General features: G+C 48.5%; 10 protein-coding genes. 6 read left to right on the forward strand and 4 right to left on the reverse strand.

Annotated features, from left to right (window positions below; all coding sequences use genetic code 11):
* The first annotated feature begins 239 nt into the window (after nt 1–239).
* The 5 genes from trxB to rpoD all read left to right on the forward strand — a co-directional run bounded on the left by trxB (nt 240) and on the right by rpoD (nt 5,900).
* Nucleotides 240–1,610 carry a thioredoxin-disulfide reductase gene (gene trxB / locus QUA40_RS06595; RefSeq protein WP_333123047.1) on the forward strand — a complete coding sequence of 457 codons (1,371 nt, stop codon included), beginning with the start codon at nt 240–242 and terminating at the stop codon, nt 1,608–1,610.
* A gap of 265 nt (nt 1,611–1,875) precedes the next feature.
* Complete coding sequence (locus QUA40_RS06600; RefSeq protein ID WP_333123050.1) at nt 1,876–2,763, forward strand: ABC transporter permease; 888 nt, start codon at nt 1,876–1,878, stop codon at nt 2,761–2,763.
* A gap of 661 nt (nt 2,764–3,424) precedes the next feature.
* Nucleotides 3,425–3,628, forward strand: coding sequence for a hypothetical protein (locus tag QUA40_RS06605; RefSeq protein WP_333123052.1), 204 nt, complete (start codon nt 3,425–3,427; stop codon nt 3,626–3,628).
* A gap of 255 nt (nt 3,629–3,883) precedes the next feature.
* The gene (locus tag QUA40_RS06610) at nt 3,884–4,048 is read left to right on the forward strand and encodes a hypothetical protein (RefSeq protein ID WP_333123054.1); all 165 of its coding nucleotides are present in this window, start codon (nt 3,884–3,886) and stop codon (nt 4,046–4,048) included.
* Nucleotides 4,049–4,733: 685 nt separating this feature from the next.
* Nucleotides 4,734–5,900 carry an RNA polymerase sigma factor RpoD gene (gene rpoD / locus QUA40_RS06615; RefSeq protein WP_333123056.1) on the forward strand — a complete coding sequence of 389 codons (1,167 nt, stop codon included), beginning with the start codon at nt 4,734–4,736 and terminating at the stop codon, nt 5,898–5,900.
* Between the two features lie 217 nt (nt 5,901–6,117).
* Here rpoD and QUA40_RS06620 read toward each other — a convergent pair whose 3' ends face one another.
* The 3 genes from QUA40_RS06620 to QUA40_RS06630 form a co-directional block, all read right to left on the reverse strand.
* Nucleotides 6,118–6,270 carry a chlorophyll A-B binding protein gene (locus QUA40_RS06620; RefSeq protein ID WP_190735352.1) on the reverse strand — a complete coding sequence of 51 codons (153 nt, stop codon included), beginning with the start codon at nt 6,268–6,270 and terminating at the stop codon, nt 6,118–6,120.
* Nucleotides 6,271–6,395: 125 nt separating this feature from the next.
* A complete protein-coding gene (locus tag QUA40_RS06625; RefSeq protein ID WP_333123058.1) occupies nt 6,396–7,850 on the reverse strand; it encodes an ABC transporter ATP-binding protein in 1,455 nt (484 codons plus the stop codon).
* Nucleotides 7,851–8,049: 199 nt separating this feature from the next.
* The gene (locus QUA40_RS06630) at nt 8,050–10,602 is read right to left on the reverse strand and encodes a DNA topoisomerase (ATP-hydrolyzing) (RefSeq protein WP_333123061.1); all 2,553 of its coding nucleotides are present in this window, start codon (nt 10,600–10,602) and stop codon (nt 8,050–8,052) included.
* A 1,550-nt stretch (nt 10,603–12,152) separates the two neighbouring features.
* Here QUA40_RS06630 and QUA40_RS06635 point away from each other — a divergent pair.
* A complete protein-coding gene (locus QUA40_RS06635) occupies nt 12,153–12,548 on the forward strand; it encodes a response regulator (RefSeq protein WP_006632892.1) in 396 nt (131 codons plus the stop codon).
* A gap of 312 nt (nt 12,549–12,860) precedes the next feature.
* Here QUA40_RS06635 and QUA40_RS06640 read toward each other — a convergent pair whose 3' ends face one another.
* Nucleotides 12,861–16,994: a DNA-directed RNA polymerase subunit beta'' gene (locus tag QUA40_RS06640; protein ID WP_333123063.1), complete on the reverse strand. Its 4,134-nt coding sequence runs from the start codon at nt 16,992–16,994 to the stop codon at nt 12,861–12,863.
* Between the last annotated feature and the right edge of the window lie 180 nt (nt 16,995–17,174).

The raw sequence follows: 17,174 nt of genomic DNA on the forward strand, positions 1-17,174 counted from the left end.
TAATTTCGGTAGTCTTTAGATTTTCTTAAGAATTGAGGGATCAAAATAGATCGAACATTTAAAACTAAATCAACTTTTAGATTGTTTTTGCTTATTAAAGTAGCTGGAATTGCCCCGAAGACCGATCGACCCTCAACAATAGATACAGATGCTCGATCGCACAATAGCATCCAACCAAACTCGATCGAACTCTGCTAGAATTAGTAAAACGAAGTCGTTATGAGTTTAAGTAAATAGCTATGACCAACCAAACCGTAGAAAACCTAGTAATTATCGGCTCAGGCCCTGCAGGCTACACAGCAGCAATCTACGCAGGTCGGGCAAACCTGAAACCCATAGTCTTTGAAGGCTACCAAGCCGGAGGCGTCCCCGGCGGTCAACTGATGACCACCACAGAAGTAGAAAACTTCCCCGGTTTCCCTGAAGGTATCACCGGGCCGCAACTCATGGATCGGATGAAAGCTCAAGCAGTGCGCTGGGGTGCCGAATTATACACAGAAGATGTAATTTCGGTGGATTTGAGCCAGCGTCCGTTTACAGTGCGATCGGAAGACAGAGAAATCAAAACCCACACGATAGTAATCGCTACAGGCGCGACGGCGAAAAGGCTGGGGCTGCCTAGCGAACACGTATTTTGGAGTCACGGCATTTCTGCCTGTGCGATTTGCGACGGCGCTACCCCAATTTTTAAAGGAGTAGATTTAGCTGTAATCGGCGCGGGCGACACCGCAGCAGAAGAATCTATTTATTTGACAAAATACGGCTCTCACGTACATATGCTGGTGCGGCGCGATCGAATGCGCGCCAGCAAAGCCATGCAAGACCGAGTGCTGAGCAATCCCAAAATCACCGTGCACTGGAACACCGAAGCAGTGGATATCTTGGGCGAACCGGGTGGCAAAATGGACGGGGTGAGAATTAGAAATATCGAGACCGGCGCCGAGAGTGATTTGCTGGTGAAAGGATTGTTTTACGCGATCGGTCACACTCCCAATACTCAACTGTTCCAAGGCCAGCTAGAACTCGACGAAGTAGGCTATATCGCCACCAAACACGGTTCGGTAGAAACCAGCGTTGAGGGAGTTTACGCCGTCGGCGACGTGCAAGACCACGAGTTTCGCCAAGCAATTACCGCCGCCGGCAGCGGTTGCATGGGGGCGATGCTGGCAGAACGTTGGCTGTCAGTTAACGGTTTAACGCAGGAATTCCATCAAACCGAGGAATCCGAGCAACCCACAGCAGCGCCGGAAGCTCAAAAAGTACGCAAAACCAGCGAGAACTTTGATATCACAGACACGCGCCACGAAGGAGGTTATGCTTTGCGGAAGTTGTTCCACGATAGCGATCGACTGATTGTGGTCAAATATGCCTCTCCGAGTTGTGGGCCTTGCCACAGCCTCAAGCCGATTTTGAGCAAAGTAGTAGATGAGTTCGAGGGCAAAATCCACTACGTGGAAATCGACATCGAAGAAGATCCAGAAATTGCTGAAAATGCTGGCGTGATTGGTACGCCGACTATTCAGTATTTCAAAGACAAAGATTTGGTAGCTGATCTCAAAGGAGTTAAGCCGAAAAGCCAGTACCGCGAGTTAATTGCCAGTAATTTGTAGGAATTCGAGCGATTTTAGATTTGAGGTTTGCCAAGAGAGATTTAACCTAAACTCAAATTGCGTCCCACCAGTAAAGAACCCGGTTTCTCCCCTGCGCGCCAGTCCCGTGCAGGGGAGAAACCCATTTTTTTTTAGCCCCAGCGCGCGAAAAAACCCGGTTTGTCGCGAGTGTTTAGCGAATGAGAAAGAGGATTTTTGACTGTTCCGGGTTTTTTCGCCTGAGTGCTACTAAAATCGAAAAGTCTTATATAGGTCGATCATCATCATGGCTCAAAGCCGCCTCCGACTGCCGCGATTTCTCAACAACATTGCCTCACCGTCAAGCCTGTCAATGAAAATGATGTGGGCAGGTTTGACAATAACTGCCGTGTTTGTATTAGTAGCCACCTTGTCTCCAGCTATGCAAGCTTGGGGATGGCTGCAAAATCCTACCGAGGCTTTGATTAACCCCATCCACGAACCGCCATCGGCGAATTATTGGTTTGGTACTAGCCGCAGCGGCTACGATGTGTTTTCGCGCACGCTGTTTGCTTCTCGGGCCGCTTGGCAAGTGGTGATTTTAGCCACATCTTTGAGTTTGTTTATCGGTGTGCCGCTGGGCCTCGTTAGCGGTTATTTGGGCGGCAAGCTCGATCGAGTGTTGTTATTTTTAATGGATACAATTTATACTTTGCCGGGGCTGCTGCTTTCTTTGACGCTAGCGTTTGTAGTGGGAAAAGGAGTTTTGAATGCTGCGATCGCCCTGAGCATTTCCTACATCCCTCAATACTACCGCGTCGTCAGGAATCACACCGTCAGCGTCAAAACCGAATTATTTGTCGAAGCCGCGCGAGCAATGGGCGCTGACACTTGGACAGTGCTTTCGCGCTACCTGTTTCTGAATGTGATTCAGAGCGTACCTGTGCTGTTCGCCCTCAACGCTGCCGATGCAATTTTAACATTAGGAGGTTTGGGATTTCTCGGATTAGGACTTCCAGAAGCAACTCCCGAATGGGGACACGACTTGCGTTTAGCTTTAGATGCGCTACCTACTGGCATTTGGTGGACAGCTTTGTTTCCCGGTTTGGCAATGACTTTAATGGTGGTGGGACTGTCTTTGGTGGGGGAAGGATTAAACGAGTTTGTTAACCCTCGCCTGCGGAATCAGCAGTAATCTGTCTTGCGGTTACATTAAGTTCGCAGTCAGGACTTTAGTGCTTATTCACAAATATAAAAAAAACTGAAGTCCTGACTACAAACAGGCGCTATAAAGAGATGTTCAGTTGACAGTTGACAGTTGATAGCGACCTCTACCTGGAAGGAAGAGGATTGGAGTAATGAATAGTCTTCTTTTGATTTCTCTCTACAAGTGAGAGGCTTTAAACCAATTCTTTCTGGTAATCTCGGCGCGATTAATTACTAAATTTTTCTCTCAATCAGGTGAATTCTTTCTAGTAAACCTTCCTTGGGTTGTCAATATAGAAACGTATCTGAAATTTTTCTTGATAGCTTCCTCCCCTAAAGGTCAAGCCAGATAATTTAAAACCGAGTATAGGATAAAGCAAGGCTCTGTGCTTTCTGATGACACGCTGTAAATAATAACAAAATTTTGAGCATCGCACCAGCGTCTTACCGGTCCAAATCTTGAAGCCCATCCTGCAGCTTATGCCTTCTCTAACAATAGCAAGCACATCGCTAACTGGGTAAATTTTTCTTCCCTGGCGGAGTTATCATCGGCCGAGAGTTGCAGCAACGCCCGCTGTGGCTTTTATTTCGTCTGCTTGAAATTATCAAGACAATTCGGGAATGCTACCTAAAATTGATTGAGGGGCTTTATGGAATCTTCACAGTGTCACGATATATTTAAAGGAATCGTGAAGTTATACTTCCGAGAGATGGCGAATTGTGTGGTTTGTGAGAAAAACGTGCGATCGCGCAAGTGCGAACCGAAAGCCAAAAAATTTAGAGAAATCCGCAGCCGAGAGTTGCGCGGCGGGTTAACTCTTAGTAGAATTTATCCTGGTGGTTTTTGCCACTGACGCGACAAACTCGTGTCGAACTGCTTAAATAAGAATGTGACGTTAAGAACTTAATGTGATTTAACATCAAAATTAAACCCAATTTCTGAGATTTGAGCTAACTTAACAATGAAAGCCCCTGTTGCACTACTCAACCCGCAACGCTTCATTGGGGGTCAGAGTCGGTCTCTAATCCAGAGTGGCCGGCTTAGAACTAAAGCTACGAGCTTTATTCAATCGCAGATTGCGTATGATTCAATTCAGGGAAACAGGGTAATGATGGGTGTATCTACACGGATGGTATTGGTTCCAATTTGGGCAACTCAAAAATTGTCTGCTAACTGTCTGGCCAACTACGCCGCAGCCGTTCACCCAGATATACGCAGAAAACAGCGCCGTTTGATCGTGCCAAAGTTTTTGCGGGCCGTTCTCAGGATTTAGCAGAGCCTGACATAAGTTAGTATTGTCAAGCTAAGCTGACAGAGTTTTCCTAGTTCTTGACAAACAATGGAAAACAACTTCCATTTTTTGTGAGAAAGGCTACAATCGGAAAGGTCTTTGCAAGATCCGATTCTCCCCGTTTGGTGCTTCAACCCTCTGCTGTTGCATTTGAGGCAGCAGACCGAGATCAAAGGTGGCGAAAGTTTGCCGTGCAACTGTCATGTCTGACAACCAGAGTAAAGCAAGGCGAATCAAAAGTTCGACACCTCCAATACAAAAGTTAGAGGGTTCCGTGCGGGAAAACTTGTACGGGTAAAAGCTCGAAGTACCGAGTAAAAAAGTCAGTATTTTTGGAAGTGCGATTGATCGCACTTGATGGTTTGCTTATCGGGGCAAGGTATCGCAGATGATGTGGTAATTCGCTCCGAAAGAAAAAGCTTCAAGCTCAATTTAAGGTCGCGATGTTAAAATCTGCGATCAATTGAATGCGCTGGCTGCTTCAAACCCGAACTCGAACCGTGACTCATAAAACAGGTGCAGTTTCGGTAACAAATTCAGCTAGCAGACCGAAAATCCCACTATTTTTTCCTGCGGGAATGTCAATACTGGCTAACTTGTCTAAACTACAAACAGACACTATTCCACTGTTATTTATTCTTTAATTCAGGAGCATGAGGAAGACGGCATGATCCAGGCTAACACCGTACTCGAAACCACAATTACACCGGAAATGGAAACAATCGAGTTGCTTCGCAGCGCCGAAAGCGTTCTACCTGAGAGCGAGTTAGAACTATTTATCGACGAAGAAGACGATCGAGAAGAATTCTTAGACTCTCAATCTGAGGAAGACCCTAAATCTGGCAAAGGCGTCAAAGCCCGCCGTCGGGCACAGGCAAAGAAAAAGCATTATACTGAAGACTCTATTCGTCTTTACCTGCAAGAAATCGGTCGGATTCGACTGCTGCGAGCTGACGAAGAGATTGAACTAGCGCGCAAGATTGCAGATTTGCTGGAATTAGAGCGAGTTCGAGAACAACTGCTCGAAGAGTATAACCGCGAACCCAAAGACAGCGAATGGGCTAATGCTGTAGATATGGCACTTCCTGCATTCCGTCACCGACTCCACGTCGGCCGTCGGGCAAAGGAAAAAATGGTGCAATCAAACCTGCGTTTGGTGGTGTCGATCGCCAAAAAATACATGAATCGCGGTTTGTCTTTCCAAGATTTGATTCAGGAAGGGTCTTTGGGTCTGATCCGGGCTGCTGAAAAATTCGACCACGAAAAAGGCTACAAGTTTTCTACCTACGCAACTTGGTGGATACGTCAAGCCATCACCCGGGCAATTGCCGACCAATCGCGCACTATCCGCCTGCCGGTTCACCTTTACGAAACCATTTCGCGGATTAAGAAAACTACCAAACTCCTGTCTCAGGAAATGGGTCGCAAGCCTACGGAAGAAGAAATTGCTACCCGCATGGAGATGACGATCGAGAAATTGCGGTTCATTGCTAAGTCCGCACAGTTGCCCATCTCTCTAGAAACTCCGATCGGCAAAGAGGAAGACTCACGTCTAGGAGACTTTATTGAATCTGACGGGGAAACGCCAGAAGATCAAGTCTCGAAAAACTTGCTCAGGGAAGACTTGGAAAGCGTTTTGGATACTCTCAGCCCCCGAGAACGTGATGTACTAAGGCTGCGTTACGGCTTAGATGACGGACGGATGAAGACCTTGGAGGAAATTGGTCAAATCTTTAACGTCACCCGCGAGCGGATTCGCCAAATCGAGGCTAAAGCCCTGCGGAAGTTGCGCCATCCCAACCGGAACAGCATCTTGAAAGAATATATCCGCTAGAGTAATTTGCTAGCATCACCCAAAAGAGTGATTCGCACTCTTTTTTTTGGGGGGGAGACCCCCCGCCCCGGTTTGAGCTATAGCTGTTAAATTTTGTGCTGCTAACTGCCCGGAGCAAGTGGCTATTTGCTGCCCCAATCGCGCTGCCAAAATTTAGGGAGTCCGTTACGGAACTCCCAAGCTTTGCAGTGTCACAAAAGTCTTAACTAGAAGAAAATTACATCACGCCCCAAAAGTGAAGCAGGCCTTGACCGGAAACCAATTCGATGATGACAGCGGCAGAAAAACCAATCATAGCGAAACGACCATTCCAATTTTCCGCTCCTTCGCTGAAGCCCCAGTTCCAAGCGTTGCGTTTTTGTTCTTGCATAGTGCGAACTCCTTTCGTTAACTTGTGTAAGGCTTATGTAAATAAATATAACATTTCTTGATAAAAATGCAAGCTTGTGATTAGTGATATCGGTCACAACGGTCGATCGACCTTGGTGATTTTACCTAACGAGGAAAAATAGCCAACTCGGTATCAGGGTCGAACAAGTGAATCTTGTCATGGGCGATGGCCAGCCAAAGCTCCTCGCCAACTCGGATCGATCGCTCAGGAGGAACCCGCACTTGCATCCGCAGTGCCGGAGCATCCGTCAAACACACCCCCAAATAAGTTTCGTGTCCCAAAGCCTCTACAATTTCCACTTGTACCGAAAGATTTTTGGTAGCAGGGGGGTTAATGCTCAGATGTTCCGGCCGAATGCCCAAAATTAGTCCTCGCCCATCATATTGTTGTAGACTTTTTGCCCAAATATCGGGTAAAGTAAAGCGAAATTGCGGGTGAGAAATCAACAACGGGGCGCTAAATTCCACCAACAGGAAATTCATCGGCGGAGAACCGATAAACTCAGCAACAAATAGATTAGCCGGCTTGTTGTAAAGCTCTAGAGGTTGAGCTACTTGCTGAATCTGGCCGACCTTCATAATAGCAATCCGATCGCCCATAGTCATCGCCTCAGTTTGGTCGTGAGTTACATAAATAGTTGTAGTTCCCAACTTTCGCTGCAACTGCACAATTTGCGATCGAGTTTCCGCCCTCAATTTCGCATCCAGATTCGATAACGGTTCGTCCATCAAAAAAACTTCAGGATTCCTAGCCATCGCCCTACCTAGAGCTACCCGCTGCTTTTGCCCTCCCGAAAGTTGTTTCGGCAAGCGATTTAAAAGAGATTCTATTTGCAATAATTCAGCTACCTCTCGCACTCGTTTTCCTACAGTCTTTTCCCGTTCCGACAAATAGCGTAAACCCGGAGGTAACTTGCGAGTCGCTCCTCCTAAAAAATCCTCAAACAAAGGATAAATTAGAGAATTTTTAAAAGAATTAGAAGCTAAATAATTAATAACCTCTTCTACTTTCTTGCTGATTCCTTCTGCCTTCTGGCTTCGACCTTCTCGTCCTCCTTCTGGCTTCTGCCTTAGCTCTTCTTCCGTCTTTCGTCTTCCTTCTTCCGTCTTCCTTCTTCCGTCTTCCGTCTTTCGTCTTCCTTCTTCCTTCTTCCTTTTTTCGTCTTTCTCCCTTTCAGACCGGCGCAATCCAAAGGCGAGATTATCGTAAACTGTTAAGTGAGGATAGAGAGCATAATTTTGAAATACCATAGCGATATCTCGGTCTTTAGGAGGCAAATCGTTAACCAGCCGATCGCCAACCCAAATATTGCCGGCCGTCAAAACTTCCAGACCGGCGATCGATCGCAGCAAAGTGCTTTTTCCGCAGCCAGAAGGCCCCACCAGCACCATGAATTCCCCGTCTTCGACCGTTAGGTTAATGCGCCGCAACACGCTGTTAGATGAAAGGCGATCGGCTATAGGCGAGACACTCTCTGCGACAGTGTTTGCTTCTTTTTCCTGTTCTCCTTGGCGGAGCGGAAAACTTTTGTAGATATTTTCTAATACAACTTGCGCCATCAAATAATTTTAGATTTTAGATTTTAGATTCTAGATTGGGGAATTGGAGGCAGAGCCTCCGGGTATCTATTCCCAGGCCGAGCCTGGGAACAAGGCTTAATGGGGAATGGAATTGAAGGTATACGCTCGAAGGCAACAAAGGCAAACTTTAATTGACTCACAGCGAATAATGACACAATGAATGACCCATGACTAATGACTATTGACTGCTGATAACTTTGATAATTTTTTCACCTGGATTGAGGTCAAAAACTCGATCGCCCGCAGCATCTTTCCCCCAAAAAGCTATAGCATCAATAGCCGAGCGCAGCAGGCGGCCGGAATTAGTAAAAAGTTTAACATCCGTACCCGGAACAGCCTGCAGCAAGCCAACCAAAGCATCTTTAGGCTCTGCGAAGCGAAAAGCTTGAGTACCAATTTCGCCGCGGTTAGTAAGTCTGACAGAACCCGCAGGCATTCGTTTTGCCCAACCCAACTCAGAAATTAGCACCAGACTGTCTTGCGGGTCGAGAGTGATGCAACCCACCAACTCTTCCTGCTTCCGCAACCTGGTTACTTGAGATCCTTGGGCGCTGCGGCCCATTGGCGGCAGTTGTTCGTCATCAATCTCAAACCGGAGGACTCGGCCTCCTGAAGTTGCGATTACCACTTGCTCGCCCACTTTACCTAGACTCGCACAGCGCAGCCGATCGTCCTCCTTGAGTTTAACAACTGTAACGCCACGATTAGTCAAATCAGCAAATTCCTGCATCGGCAAGCGCTTAATTTTCCCTTGCTGAGTCAGAGTTACTAAATCTGCTGCTTCCGACTTTTCCGGCAAAATAAAGTGTGCAACTGTGATTTCCGACAAAGCGCGACCGGCACTTTCTTTAGTAGCACTCGGCGACAACAAACTAACGATCGGTGTTCCCCGGTCTTTGGCGCTACTACTAGGAATATCCGCCACTTTCAGCGGGTAAGCTTTGCCGTTAGGAGTTAAGACGACCAAAGTGCGATCGGTTTTCGTCGGATTTGCCGTCACAATAAAATCTTCATTTTTTTCTAAAGCTGAAACCGATTTTTCGCGACTTTTCGAGCGTGGTCTTTCCCCAACCGGCAAGCGTCGCACGTACTGCTTGTGAGAAAATTCAACAATAGTTTCCTCTGCCTCTACAACGGGCAATAAGTTCGGCTGAATCGTTGCCGGCGACAACTTCTTCACCGCAGAATTTTTCTTACCAGAAAATTGTGGTTCGGCGTTTGCTGCGCGTGCAGTTCCATTGGCGAATTTAGTGCGGCGGGGGTCAGCGTACTTGCGTTTGAGCGAGCGAAATTCCTTCTTTAAAGCCTTCAAAAGTTCGCGCCTGTCGCTCAACACCCGCTGCAATTCTTGAATATTTGCCATCAACTCATCAAACTCAGACTGCAAATTTTGCCTTTCCAAACCAGTCAGTCTACGCATCGGCATCGCCAAAATCGCATCAGCTTGACTTTCGCTCAAATTGAGGCGAACTTGTAAAGTTTGCTTAGCAGTAGTGCCGTCAGGAGAATTTCTGAGAATGTCGATCGCTGTATCGAGATTTGTCAAAGCCAACATTAAGCCTTGGACAATATGACAGCGGCGTTCTGCAGCTTGCAACTCGTAATTGTACCGGCGGGTAAGAGTCACTTCCCGGAAATCCAGAAATTCCTGCAACAATTGTCTCAGCGTCAACTGTCGCGGTTGACCGTTGACAATTGCCAGCAAAATCGCGCCAAAATTTGTTTGCAGGTCAGTTTGTTGGTAAAGGCGAGCCAGAACTGCTTCTGGGGTAAATTCCCGCTTGAGTTCAATCACAACTCGAATGCCTTCGCGATCGCTCTCATCACGCAAATCAGAAATACCGTCGAGGCGGCCAGCATTGACCAACTCCGCCACCTTTTCAATCCAAGCCGCCTTATTTACCTGAAACGGAAACTCCGTCACCACGATCGCCGTTTTAGTACGCACCTTGCGATTACCTGGCACCTCTTCCACCCCAGCCACACCCCTGACCGCAATGCTGCCTCGACCCTTAGTGTAGGCGTCAACAATGCCCTCTGTAGCGACGATTTCCCCTCCGGTTGGAAAATCCGGGCCCGGAATCAGTTCTATCAACTTCTCGTCCGATAGTTCCGGGTTTTCAATCAAAGCAATTAAACCGTCTACCACCTCCCCCAAATTGTGCGGCGGGATATTAGTTGCCATCCCCACAGCAATGCCAGTACAGCCGTTGAGTAACAGAAACGGCAACTGAGCAGGCAGCGCCGTCGGTTCCTGCTGCGAACTGTCAAAGTTATCAGTAAAATCAACAGTTGCATCGCCGACTTGGGTTAGCATGGCTTCGTGGGCGATCGGTGCTAGCCTCGTTTCCGTATAGCGCATAGCAGCCGCCGGATCATTGTCCACCGAACCGAAATTGCCGTGACCCGCCAGTAAAGGATAGCGGCTCGAAAACTCCTGAACCATGCGTACCAGAGCGTCGTAAACCGATTGGTCGCCGTGGGGGTGATATTTTCCCAAAACATCTCCAACTACCCGAGCGCACTTACGGTAAGGTCGATCTGGCGTCAGACCGAGTTCGTGCATCGCATATAAAATTCGACGGTGAACCGGTTTTAAACCGTCGCGGACATCAGGCAAAGCTCGCCCGACGATCACACTCATGGCATATTCGAGGTACGATTGCTGCATCTCGGCGTGCAGAGGCGTAGAAATTACTTGCCCGGAAAGTAGGTTGAGTTGTTTAGCCATGAGTCCTTGTGTCCGTTAATTCCTGAGTGAAAACAGCCTCTGTCAATAATGCCGAGGTTGCCTGTCTCGATTGAAAAGCCTTTGCCGCAGGCGAACCTAAAGTTCGACCCAAGCGCCCAGTTGAAGAATAAAAATAAACTTAACTTGTGAAAGCAGAATCAGAGTCCCGAAGACGGGCAACACTTGCCTCTTACTCTCCACTCTTACCCTAACCTCTATGTTGCCTTCATTTGCGCCTACCTGTCTATTTACCTTCTGCCGTGAGAAGATTGATTCACAGGAGAACATGGAATGCCAGAAACTCATAACGTAGTGAGGCTGTAGCTCTTCCTAGGGAAGCGTTACGAGGAACGTGAGTCCCCGTCAATCTATGATAGAATTTAATTGTAATATCTATGATAGAATTTAATTGCAATTAGGAATAACCATCTACACGAAAAAATATTTTATTCAGGAGAAACCCCGGATTGATCTCGTCTCAGTACAGCCGTAGGGTGCATCAAGCAGCAATGGTAGAAGATCGAGCTTACCGTATTTTGGCAAGCGTGATGGGCTCCGAAAGTATTAAAAAAGAAAAGTAAGCGGAATTGAAATACCTCTGGTACTGGTAGTTGTTCTGATCGTGTAGAGGCGACTGGACTCTGAGTGAAGTCCAAGTTTTGGGCTTATTCAACCATAGAGCGTGGCCGTGACTCGCTGAGAGTGTCAAAAATGCCGATATTGATGAATGTCATCAGTCAAAAGCTCTCCTGGCGATATCTCCTAGTCTGGCATCCCCTTGAGGAACGGAAGCGTCGATATTTTAAGCCGTTTTGAGGGATTAAAACTGAGAATTAGGAATCTCCAACAATCCCCGCTAGATTCGCTACTCCGAATGCTGTGGCGACGGGATTATGTGAATAAACATGGCTTGATTCTAATGAGGAAGAAGGAAAATAATTATTACACATTCCCGATTATAATACCAGTTCCAAAAATAATGCAACTGTAGGCCCGTACTCCCAACTGATATCCACTCAATCAGTTCCCATCTAAAATCTAAAATCTAAAATCTAAAATCTAAAATCTAAAATCTAAAATCTAAAATCTAAAATCTAAAATCTAAAATGGTAGAAGCCGGAGGCTTGACCAAAAGAGAGGATACTATAGTCCTGGACGCATGGGTAGTCAGAAACCGGGTTTTTTCATAGCAATAGTTCGTTAGAACCCGCCGAAACGAGCAAAAACCGGGTTGCGAGGCGTCGTCCAGGCGTCCAGGATTGTACTATAAACCTGCTACCTGAGAATCTTGAGACTCTCACCAGTGTCAGGTCTAGTTATAAAAAAGAACTAAACTGTCTGTGTGTAGTAGTCTAAATGATGGTACTGGATGCTTCTAAGCATCTGTACACCGTCTCACAGCTAGTGGCTCAAGGATATACATACGGGTTTTGCAGGGTTCCCGGCTGATGGCGCTAAAAACTCTGCATTTTTGACGGGGAATGTAGTCCCCGTGTCGTGTTCCTCTTTGGACTAAAGTCACAAAGTTTCTATACTTCCCATATTTATTTATGAAAACCGTTCTGATTGTAGAGGACGATTTGGTTAATGCTCGGGTTTTTTCCAAAATTCTGACTAAGCGGGGGGGCTTAGCCGTGAAGCACACGGAAAATGTTGAAGAGGTGATGCAGATTGCTGCCAACGGCGAAGCTGATTTGATTTTAATGGATGTGTCTCTTTCGCGCAGCGTGTACCAGGGGAAATCTGTTGACGGCATTAAGATTACTCAACTGCTCAAAGCTGACCCGCAAACGGCATCGCTGCCGATTATTTTGGTGACGGCTCACGCGATGGCTGGTGACAAAGAAACATTTCTGGATCAAAGCGGTGCCGACGGTTACATCTCTAAACCTGTGGTAGACCATCAAGAGTTTGTTAATCAAATCAAGGCTTTGCTGCCTGATTGAGTGAACCATATATGCAGAAGGAATAAGAAGGAAGAAGGAAAAAGGAAGCAGGAAGAAAGAATTGTTTGTTTGAACCAAAAAACAATTAAAACTCTAGAATTACAAAGTTTGCTTAAACTCTGAATTTTCCTTATTCCTTCTTCCTTTGGATGTCCCGATTACACAATGCTATGAGTTCGGACTTTGAATTAGTGAGGCAAAATTTGAGATTTTTATGACGAGTGAAATCGAAGTGTGCGTTGCGGCGAGGAACCAAATTATCCTCAGCGAGCGCAACGCTGTTCACTCATTCATGCAATCTCAAAACTATTATTAGTCTTCGTCCTCATCGAAGTCAAAACCGATATCATCATCCTCATCGTCAACATCCGGTCCCAAGGCATCATCCTCAGTCTCAGCGACAAAATCGTCATCATCAACCTCAACTTCCTCAAAATCCTCATCAGGCTCAATATCAGACGGGCGCCCGATTTCAAAACCGCTCTCGATAGTATAAGCACGGCGCGCAGTACGGTCATCAAGTACCACATCCTCCTGCAAATCGTGGATGTCGTCATCAAACACAGCACCATCAAAACCGGCATCCTGAACCCCAGCATCCTCATAGGCATTGAACCCAGTACCCGCAGGAATGAGGCGACCGATAATCACATTTTCCTTGAGCCCGCGCAGCCAGTCAGACTTACCTTCGATCGCAGCCTCAGTCAACACCCGCGTAGTCTCCTGGAACGAAGCAGCAGAAATAAAGCTGTCGGTATTCAGCGAAGCCTTAGTAATCCCCAGCAACACCGGAGTATAGTCCGCCGGCGCTCCACCAGTAATTGACATCGCCTCATTCACCTGCTCAACCTGCCGCAATTCCACCAACTCGCCGGGAAGCATAGTAGTATCGCCACCATCTTCCATCCTGACTTTGTTGGTCATCTGGCGGACAATCACCTCGATGTGCTTATCAGAAATATCCACGCCCTGAGACTGATAAACCGACTGCACCTCATTCACCAAAAACGTCTGCACCTGTTGGAAACTCTCCAAGGCCGCCTCAAAAGTAGACTGCCGCTCTTTGAGTACGTGGAAGAACACCTCCAGAATTTCGTGAGGATTGGCAGGCCCGTCGGTCAAAGCTTCGGCGACGCCTACGCGCTGTCCGTCGGAAACGATCGGGTTTTGACCAGGTAACAAAGGATACTCCTCAATCCGGCCATCATCCTCAATCACCGCAAGTTCCACAACATCGTCATCCGTAACCACGCGAGCCGTCCCCGGCCGCTTGGCTAAAATACAAGCTTCCTTCGGCTTCCGCCCTTCAAGAAGTTCCTCAATCCGTGGCAAACCCTGAATGATATCCCCAGTCTTTGCCCGCTCAAACACCAGAATCACCAAATTGTCACCCCGCTGCACCAAGTCGCCGTCGTCTACGTGCAGCACCGCACCGGCCGAAACCCGGTAAGGACGAGCCACCCTGAGCAAGAGTTTCGCCGATTCTGTCTCCGACGCAGGTACAACCTTCACAACTTGGCCGGACTCTTCGAGAACAACCCCCGGAGCTATTTCGGTACCAGCCACCAACAGTTGACCCGGACTCACATCCGGCGTACCCGCGACAGAGATCGAAATAGAATCCGCATCTCGCATCACCAACAGTCGGCGCACTGGTTCGCCATGCCCCTCACGGATGCCTCGAACGATACCCGCTTCTTTGCAGAGAATCTCCGTGCGGGCGACTACTGCCCCGGGCGCGATCGACTGCCCATCTTCGACCAACAGCCGTGTGTGAGTGCTGCCCTGAGTGGGATCGGCAGACACATCCCGCCGAATCACCAACGATTCCAAAATGACTAGCTGCAAGCGGAAAGTCTTGGAAGCTCGATCGCCGCCATCGGCCACACTCATCGCCAACTCTTGCGAGGCACTAACGTCTTCAGGGGAACCCCAAGCCGGCCCCGAACCGTCGGCCCCAAAAGCCATAGCATCCTCTTCATCCGGCAGCAGCTCGATATCCGCCGCCAGTTGCGGAGCTCCCGAACCAATTTCCAAAATAAGCTGAGTCCGCAGCAGTTCCAATCCCTCGACAGATTTGACGCGCTCCCCATCCTTATAGGGTAGTCGCTGCACCGCTTTCAAAGAGATTGACTCATTCAGCGCCGTCTGAGAAGGCACCGGCGGCTTATCCGGCACTGGAAATTCCACCACAGGCCGCAGCAGCAAAGCCGGGCCTTCGGGAGTTTCGATATACTCCGCATAGCCCAACTCTTCGGCAACTAAGCCTGGGAAAATTTCTTGACCGGCGTTGACGATTTGACCTTCCCCAAATGTTAGCGGCGGGCGGTCAACTACATGGAGTGTCCCCGGTTTGATCACAATTTCCCGAAGGATGTCATTTTTCTGAGTGATTTCCACTGCCCCGCTGGTTTGGCAGAAAATATCCTTAACCACCTCAGTACCCGCCTCAACGTACTGGCCATCTTCCACCAGCAGCAGAGAAATATCCTTATTCACCTCGTGGCACTCTTCCGGTATCCAGAGCAGAGTGCCGCCTTTAACCACTTCGTAGCCAAGTTTAGCTTTGCCGCGCTTGTGGACTTCCACCCCGCCGTACTTGACAATGCCGCCTGTAGCTGTGCGGTAGCTGTCGTCGAGCAATTCCGCTACCACTTCCCCGTTGATTACTTTGCTTCCGGGAGCCGTCTTGAGGGAAAACCGCTGCTTAGAAGCGGTTTCGATTGTGTAGTGATCCCGGCCGCCTGCGCTTTCGGCCCGCACGATGGCTTGGTCGAGCAGGACTTGGGCGGTGATAATTTCGATTTCTCTGGGGTCAGCGATGCGGACTACGCCGCCGTGTTCGGAGACGAGTTTAGTTTCGGCAATCACGCTTTCGGCCGGAATGCGATCGCCATTTTTCACCGCTGGTTCCGCGCCGGGGGGCAAGTTGTAGACTTCTCCTGAGAGAATCCAAATCAGCCCGCCTTTGCTGGCTGTGCGGGTTGTGTTCCCTTGGCGGTCGGTTTTTTCTTCAGGCACCAAATCAGCAAATTTGGCTTCTCCGGCTAAGTCGGAAGCCACGTCTGTAGTCACTTTTTCAGTGGTTTTGCGGGCTGCGCGACCGACGATCGGCACTTCTGCCAAAACTTGACCGGGAATGGCACGCTGTCCGTCTTTGACCATCAGAGTAGATCCCTGGACGATCGCCAATTCGATTTTCAGTTTTTGATTTTTGGCGCCGGATTTACCTTCTTCAAATCCGTCGCCCTCAAATACAAGTTTGCCGTTATTTTCTGCCACCAGTGCTTCTTCGCCGTGTCTGGTGCGGAAGGAGCGAGTACGCAAGTTCTTGAATTTCACTACGCCGGGGAAGGGGGCGCGTTCTTGTTTGGCGACTTCTCCGGTGAATACGCCGCCTGTGTGGAAGGTACGCATCGTGAGCTGGGTTCCCGGTTCCCCGATCGACTGAGCTGCAATAATCCCGATCGCTTCTCCCATGTCCACCATTTTCAAGTGGGCGAGACTCCAGCCGTAGCAGTGCTGACAAACCGATCGGGTAGATTCACAAGTCAGGGGCGATCGTAAATAGACCTCTGGCACCCCAGAATTACCAATTTCCCCCGCCAACTCCTCGGTAATTGGTTGATTTCGGACGGCTTTTTCGCTGCCGTAAGACACGAGTTCCCCGGTTTTGGGGTGCACCACATCTCTGGCGAACACCCGCCCTAGCAGCCTGTCCTTGAGGGGAATCAGCACTGTTGCTCCGTCCGTCATCGGCCGTACTCGAATTCCCCGCTGAGTGCCGCAGTCCACTTCCCGCACAATTACGTCTTGGGACACATCCACCAACCGGCGAGTCAAATAGCCAGAGTCTGCCGTCCGCAACGCTGTATCTACCAAGCCTTTGCGCGCGCCGTAGGAAGAGATGATGTATTCGGTGACGGTGAGTCCTTCCCGGAAGTTGGTTTTAATTGGCAAGTCAATGATTTCTCCTTGCGGATCTGCCATCAATCCGCGCATTCCGACTAGCTGCCGCACTTGAGAAATGTTCCCCCGCGCACCGGAGAACGCCATCATGTAGACCGAGTTTAAGGGGTCTGTGGCTCGGAAATTTTTGACTACTTCGTCTTTGAGGTCTTCTGATGTGCTGTTCCAGGTATCGATTACTTTTTGGAAGCGTTCGACTTCGGTGATTTCGCCTCTGGTGTATTTTTGTTCTGTGATGCGGATTTCTTCTTCGGCGGCATCGAGGAGCGATCGTTTTGACGGGGGAACCTGCAAATCGTCTACGCTAATCGAAACTCCCGCTCGTGTCGCAAAGCGGAAACCCAAGTCTTTGAGTTTATCGGCCATTTGCGCTGTACGGGCCGTTCCGTAGTGCATGAAAGACCAAGAGATTAATTTTTTGAGCTGACCTTTGTCAACAACTCGATTGCGAAAAACAATTTCCTTATTTTCTGTCATTTTTCTGAGTAGTGGTAATTGGTAATTGGTAACTTTTACTGCCGTTCGACTTCGGCTCCCCTGAGCTAAGCCCAAGGGTTCAGGAACCGCGTAGCCGAAGTATTGGTTTGGTAAGTGGTAATTGGTAATTGATAAGTAGAGCGGCGGGAAAAAACAACAAGCATTTTGTAGGGGCTGGTT

The organism is Microcoleus sp. Pol11C3 (assembly GCF_036701485.1).
GTDB lineage: Bacteria > Cyanobacteriota > Cyanobacteriia > Cyanobacteriales > Microcoleaceae > Microcoleus.

What these genes read in the sequence shown, in the direction of transcription:
- trxB (WP_333123047.1), top strand. Translation starts at nt 240, where the DNA reads ATGACCAACCAAACCGTAGAAAACCTAGTAATTATCGGCTCAGGCCCT.
- QUA40_RS06600 (WP_333123050.1), top strand. Translation starts at nt 1,876, where the DNA reads ATGGCTCAAAGCCGCCTCCGACTGCCGCGATTTCTCAACAACATTGCC.
- QUA40_RS06605 (WP_333123052.1), top strand. Translation starts at nt 3,425, where the DNA reads ATGGAATCTTCACAGTGTCACGATATATTTAAAGGAATCGTGAAGTTA.
- QUA40_RS06610 (WP_333123054.1), top strand. Translation starts at nt 3,884, where the DNA reads ATGATGGGTGTATCTACACGGATGGTATTGGTTCCAATTTGGGCAACT.
- rpoD (WP_333123056.1), top strand. Translation starts at nt 4,734, where the DNA reads ATGATCCAGGCTAACACCGTACTCGAAACCACAATTACACCGGAAATG.
- QUA40_RS06620 (WP_190735352.1), bottom strand. Translation starts at nt 6,270, where the DNA reads ATGCAAGAACAAAAACGCAACGCTTGGAACTGGGGCTTCAGCGAAGGA.
- QUA40_RS06625 (WP_333123058.1), bottom strand. Translation starts at nt 7,850, where the DNA reads ATGGCGCAAGTTGTATTAGAAAATATCTACAAAAGTTTTCCGCTCCGC.
- QUA40_RS06630 (WP_333123061.1), bottom strand. Translation starts at nt 10,602, where the DNA reads ATGGCTAAACAACTCAACCTACTTTCCGGGCAAGTAATTTCTACGCCT.
- QUA40_RS06635 (WP_006632892.1), top strand. Translation starts at nt 12,153, where the DNA reads ATGAAAACCGTTCTGATTGTAGAGGACGATTTGGTTAATGCTCGGGTT.
- QUA40_RS06640 (WP_333123063.1), bottom strand. Translation starts at nt 16,994, where the DNA reads ATGACAGAAAATAAGGAAATTGTTTTTCGCAATCGAGTTGTTGACAAA.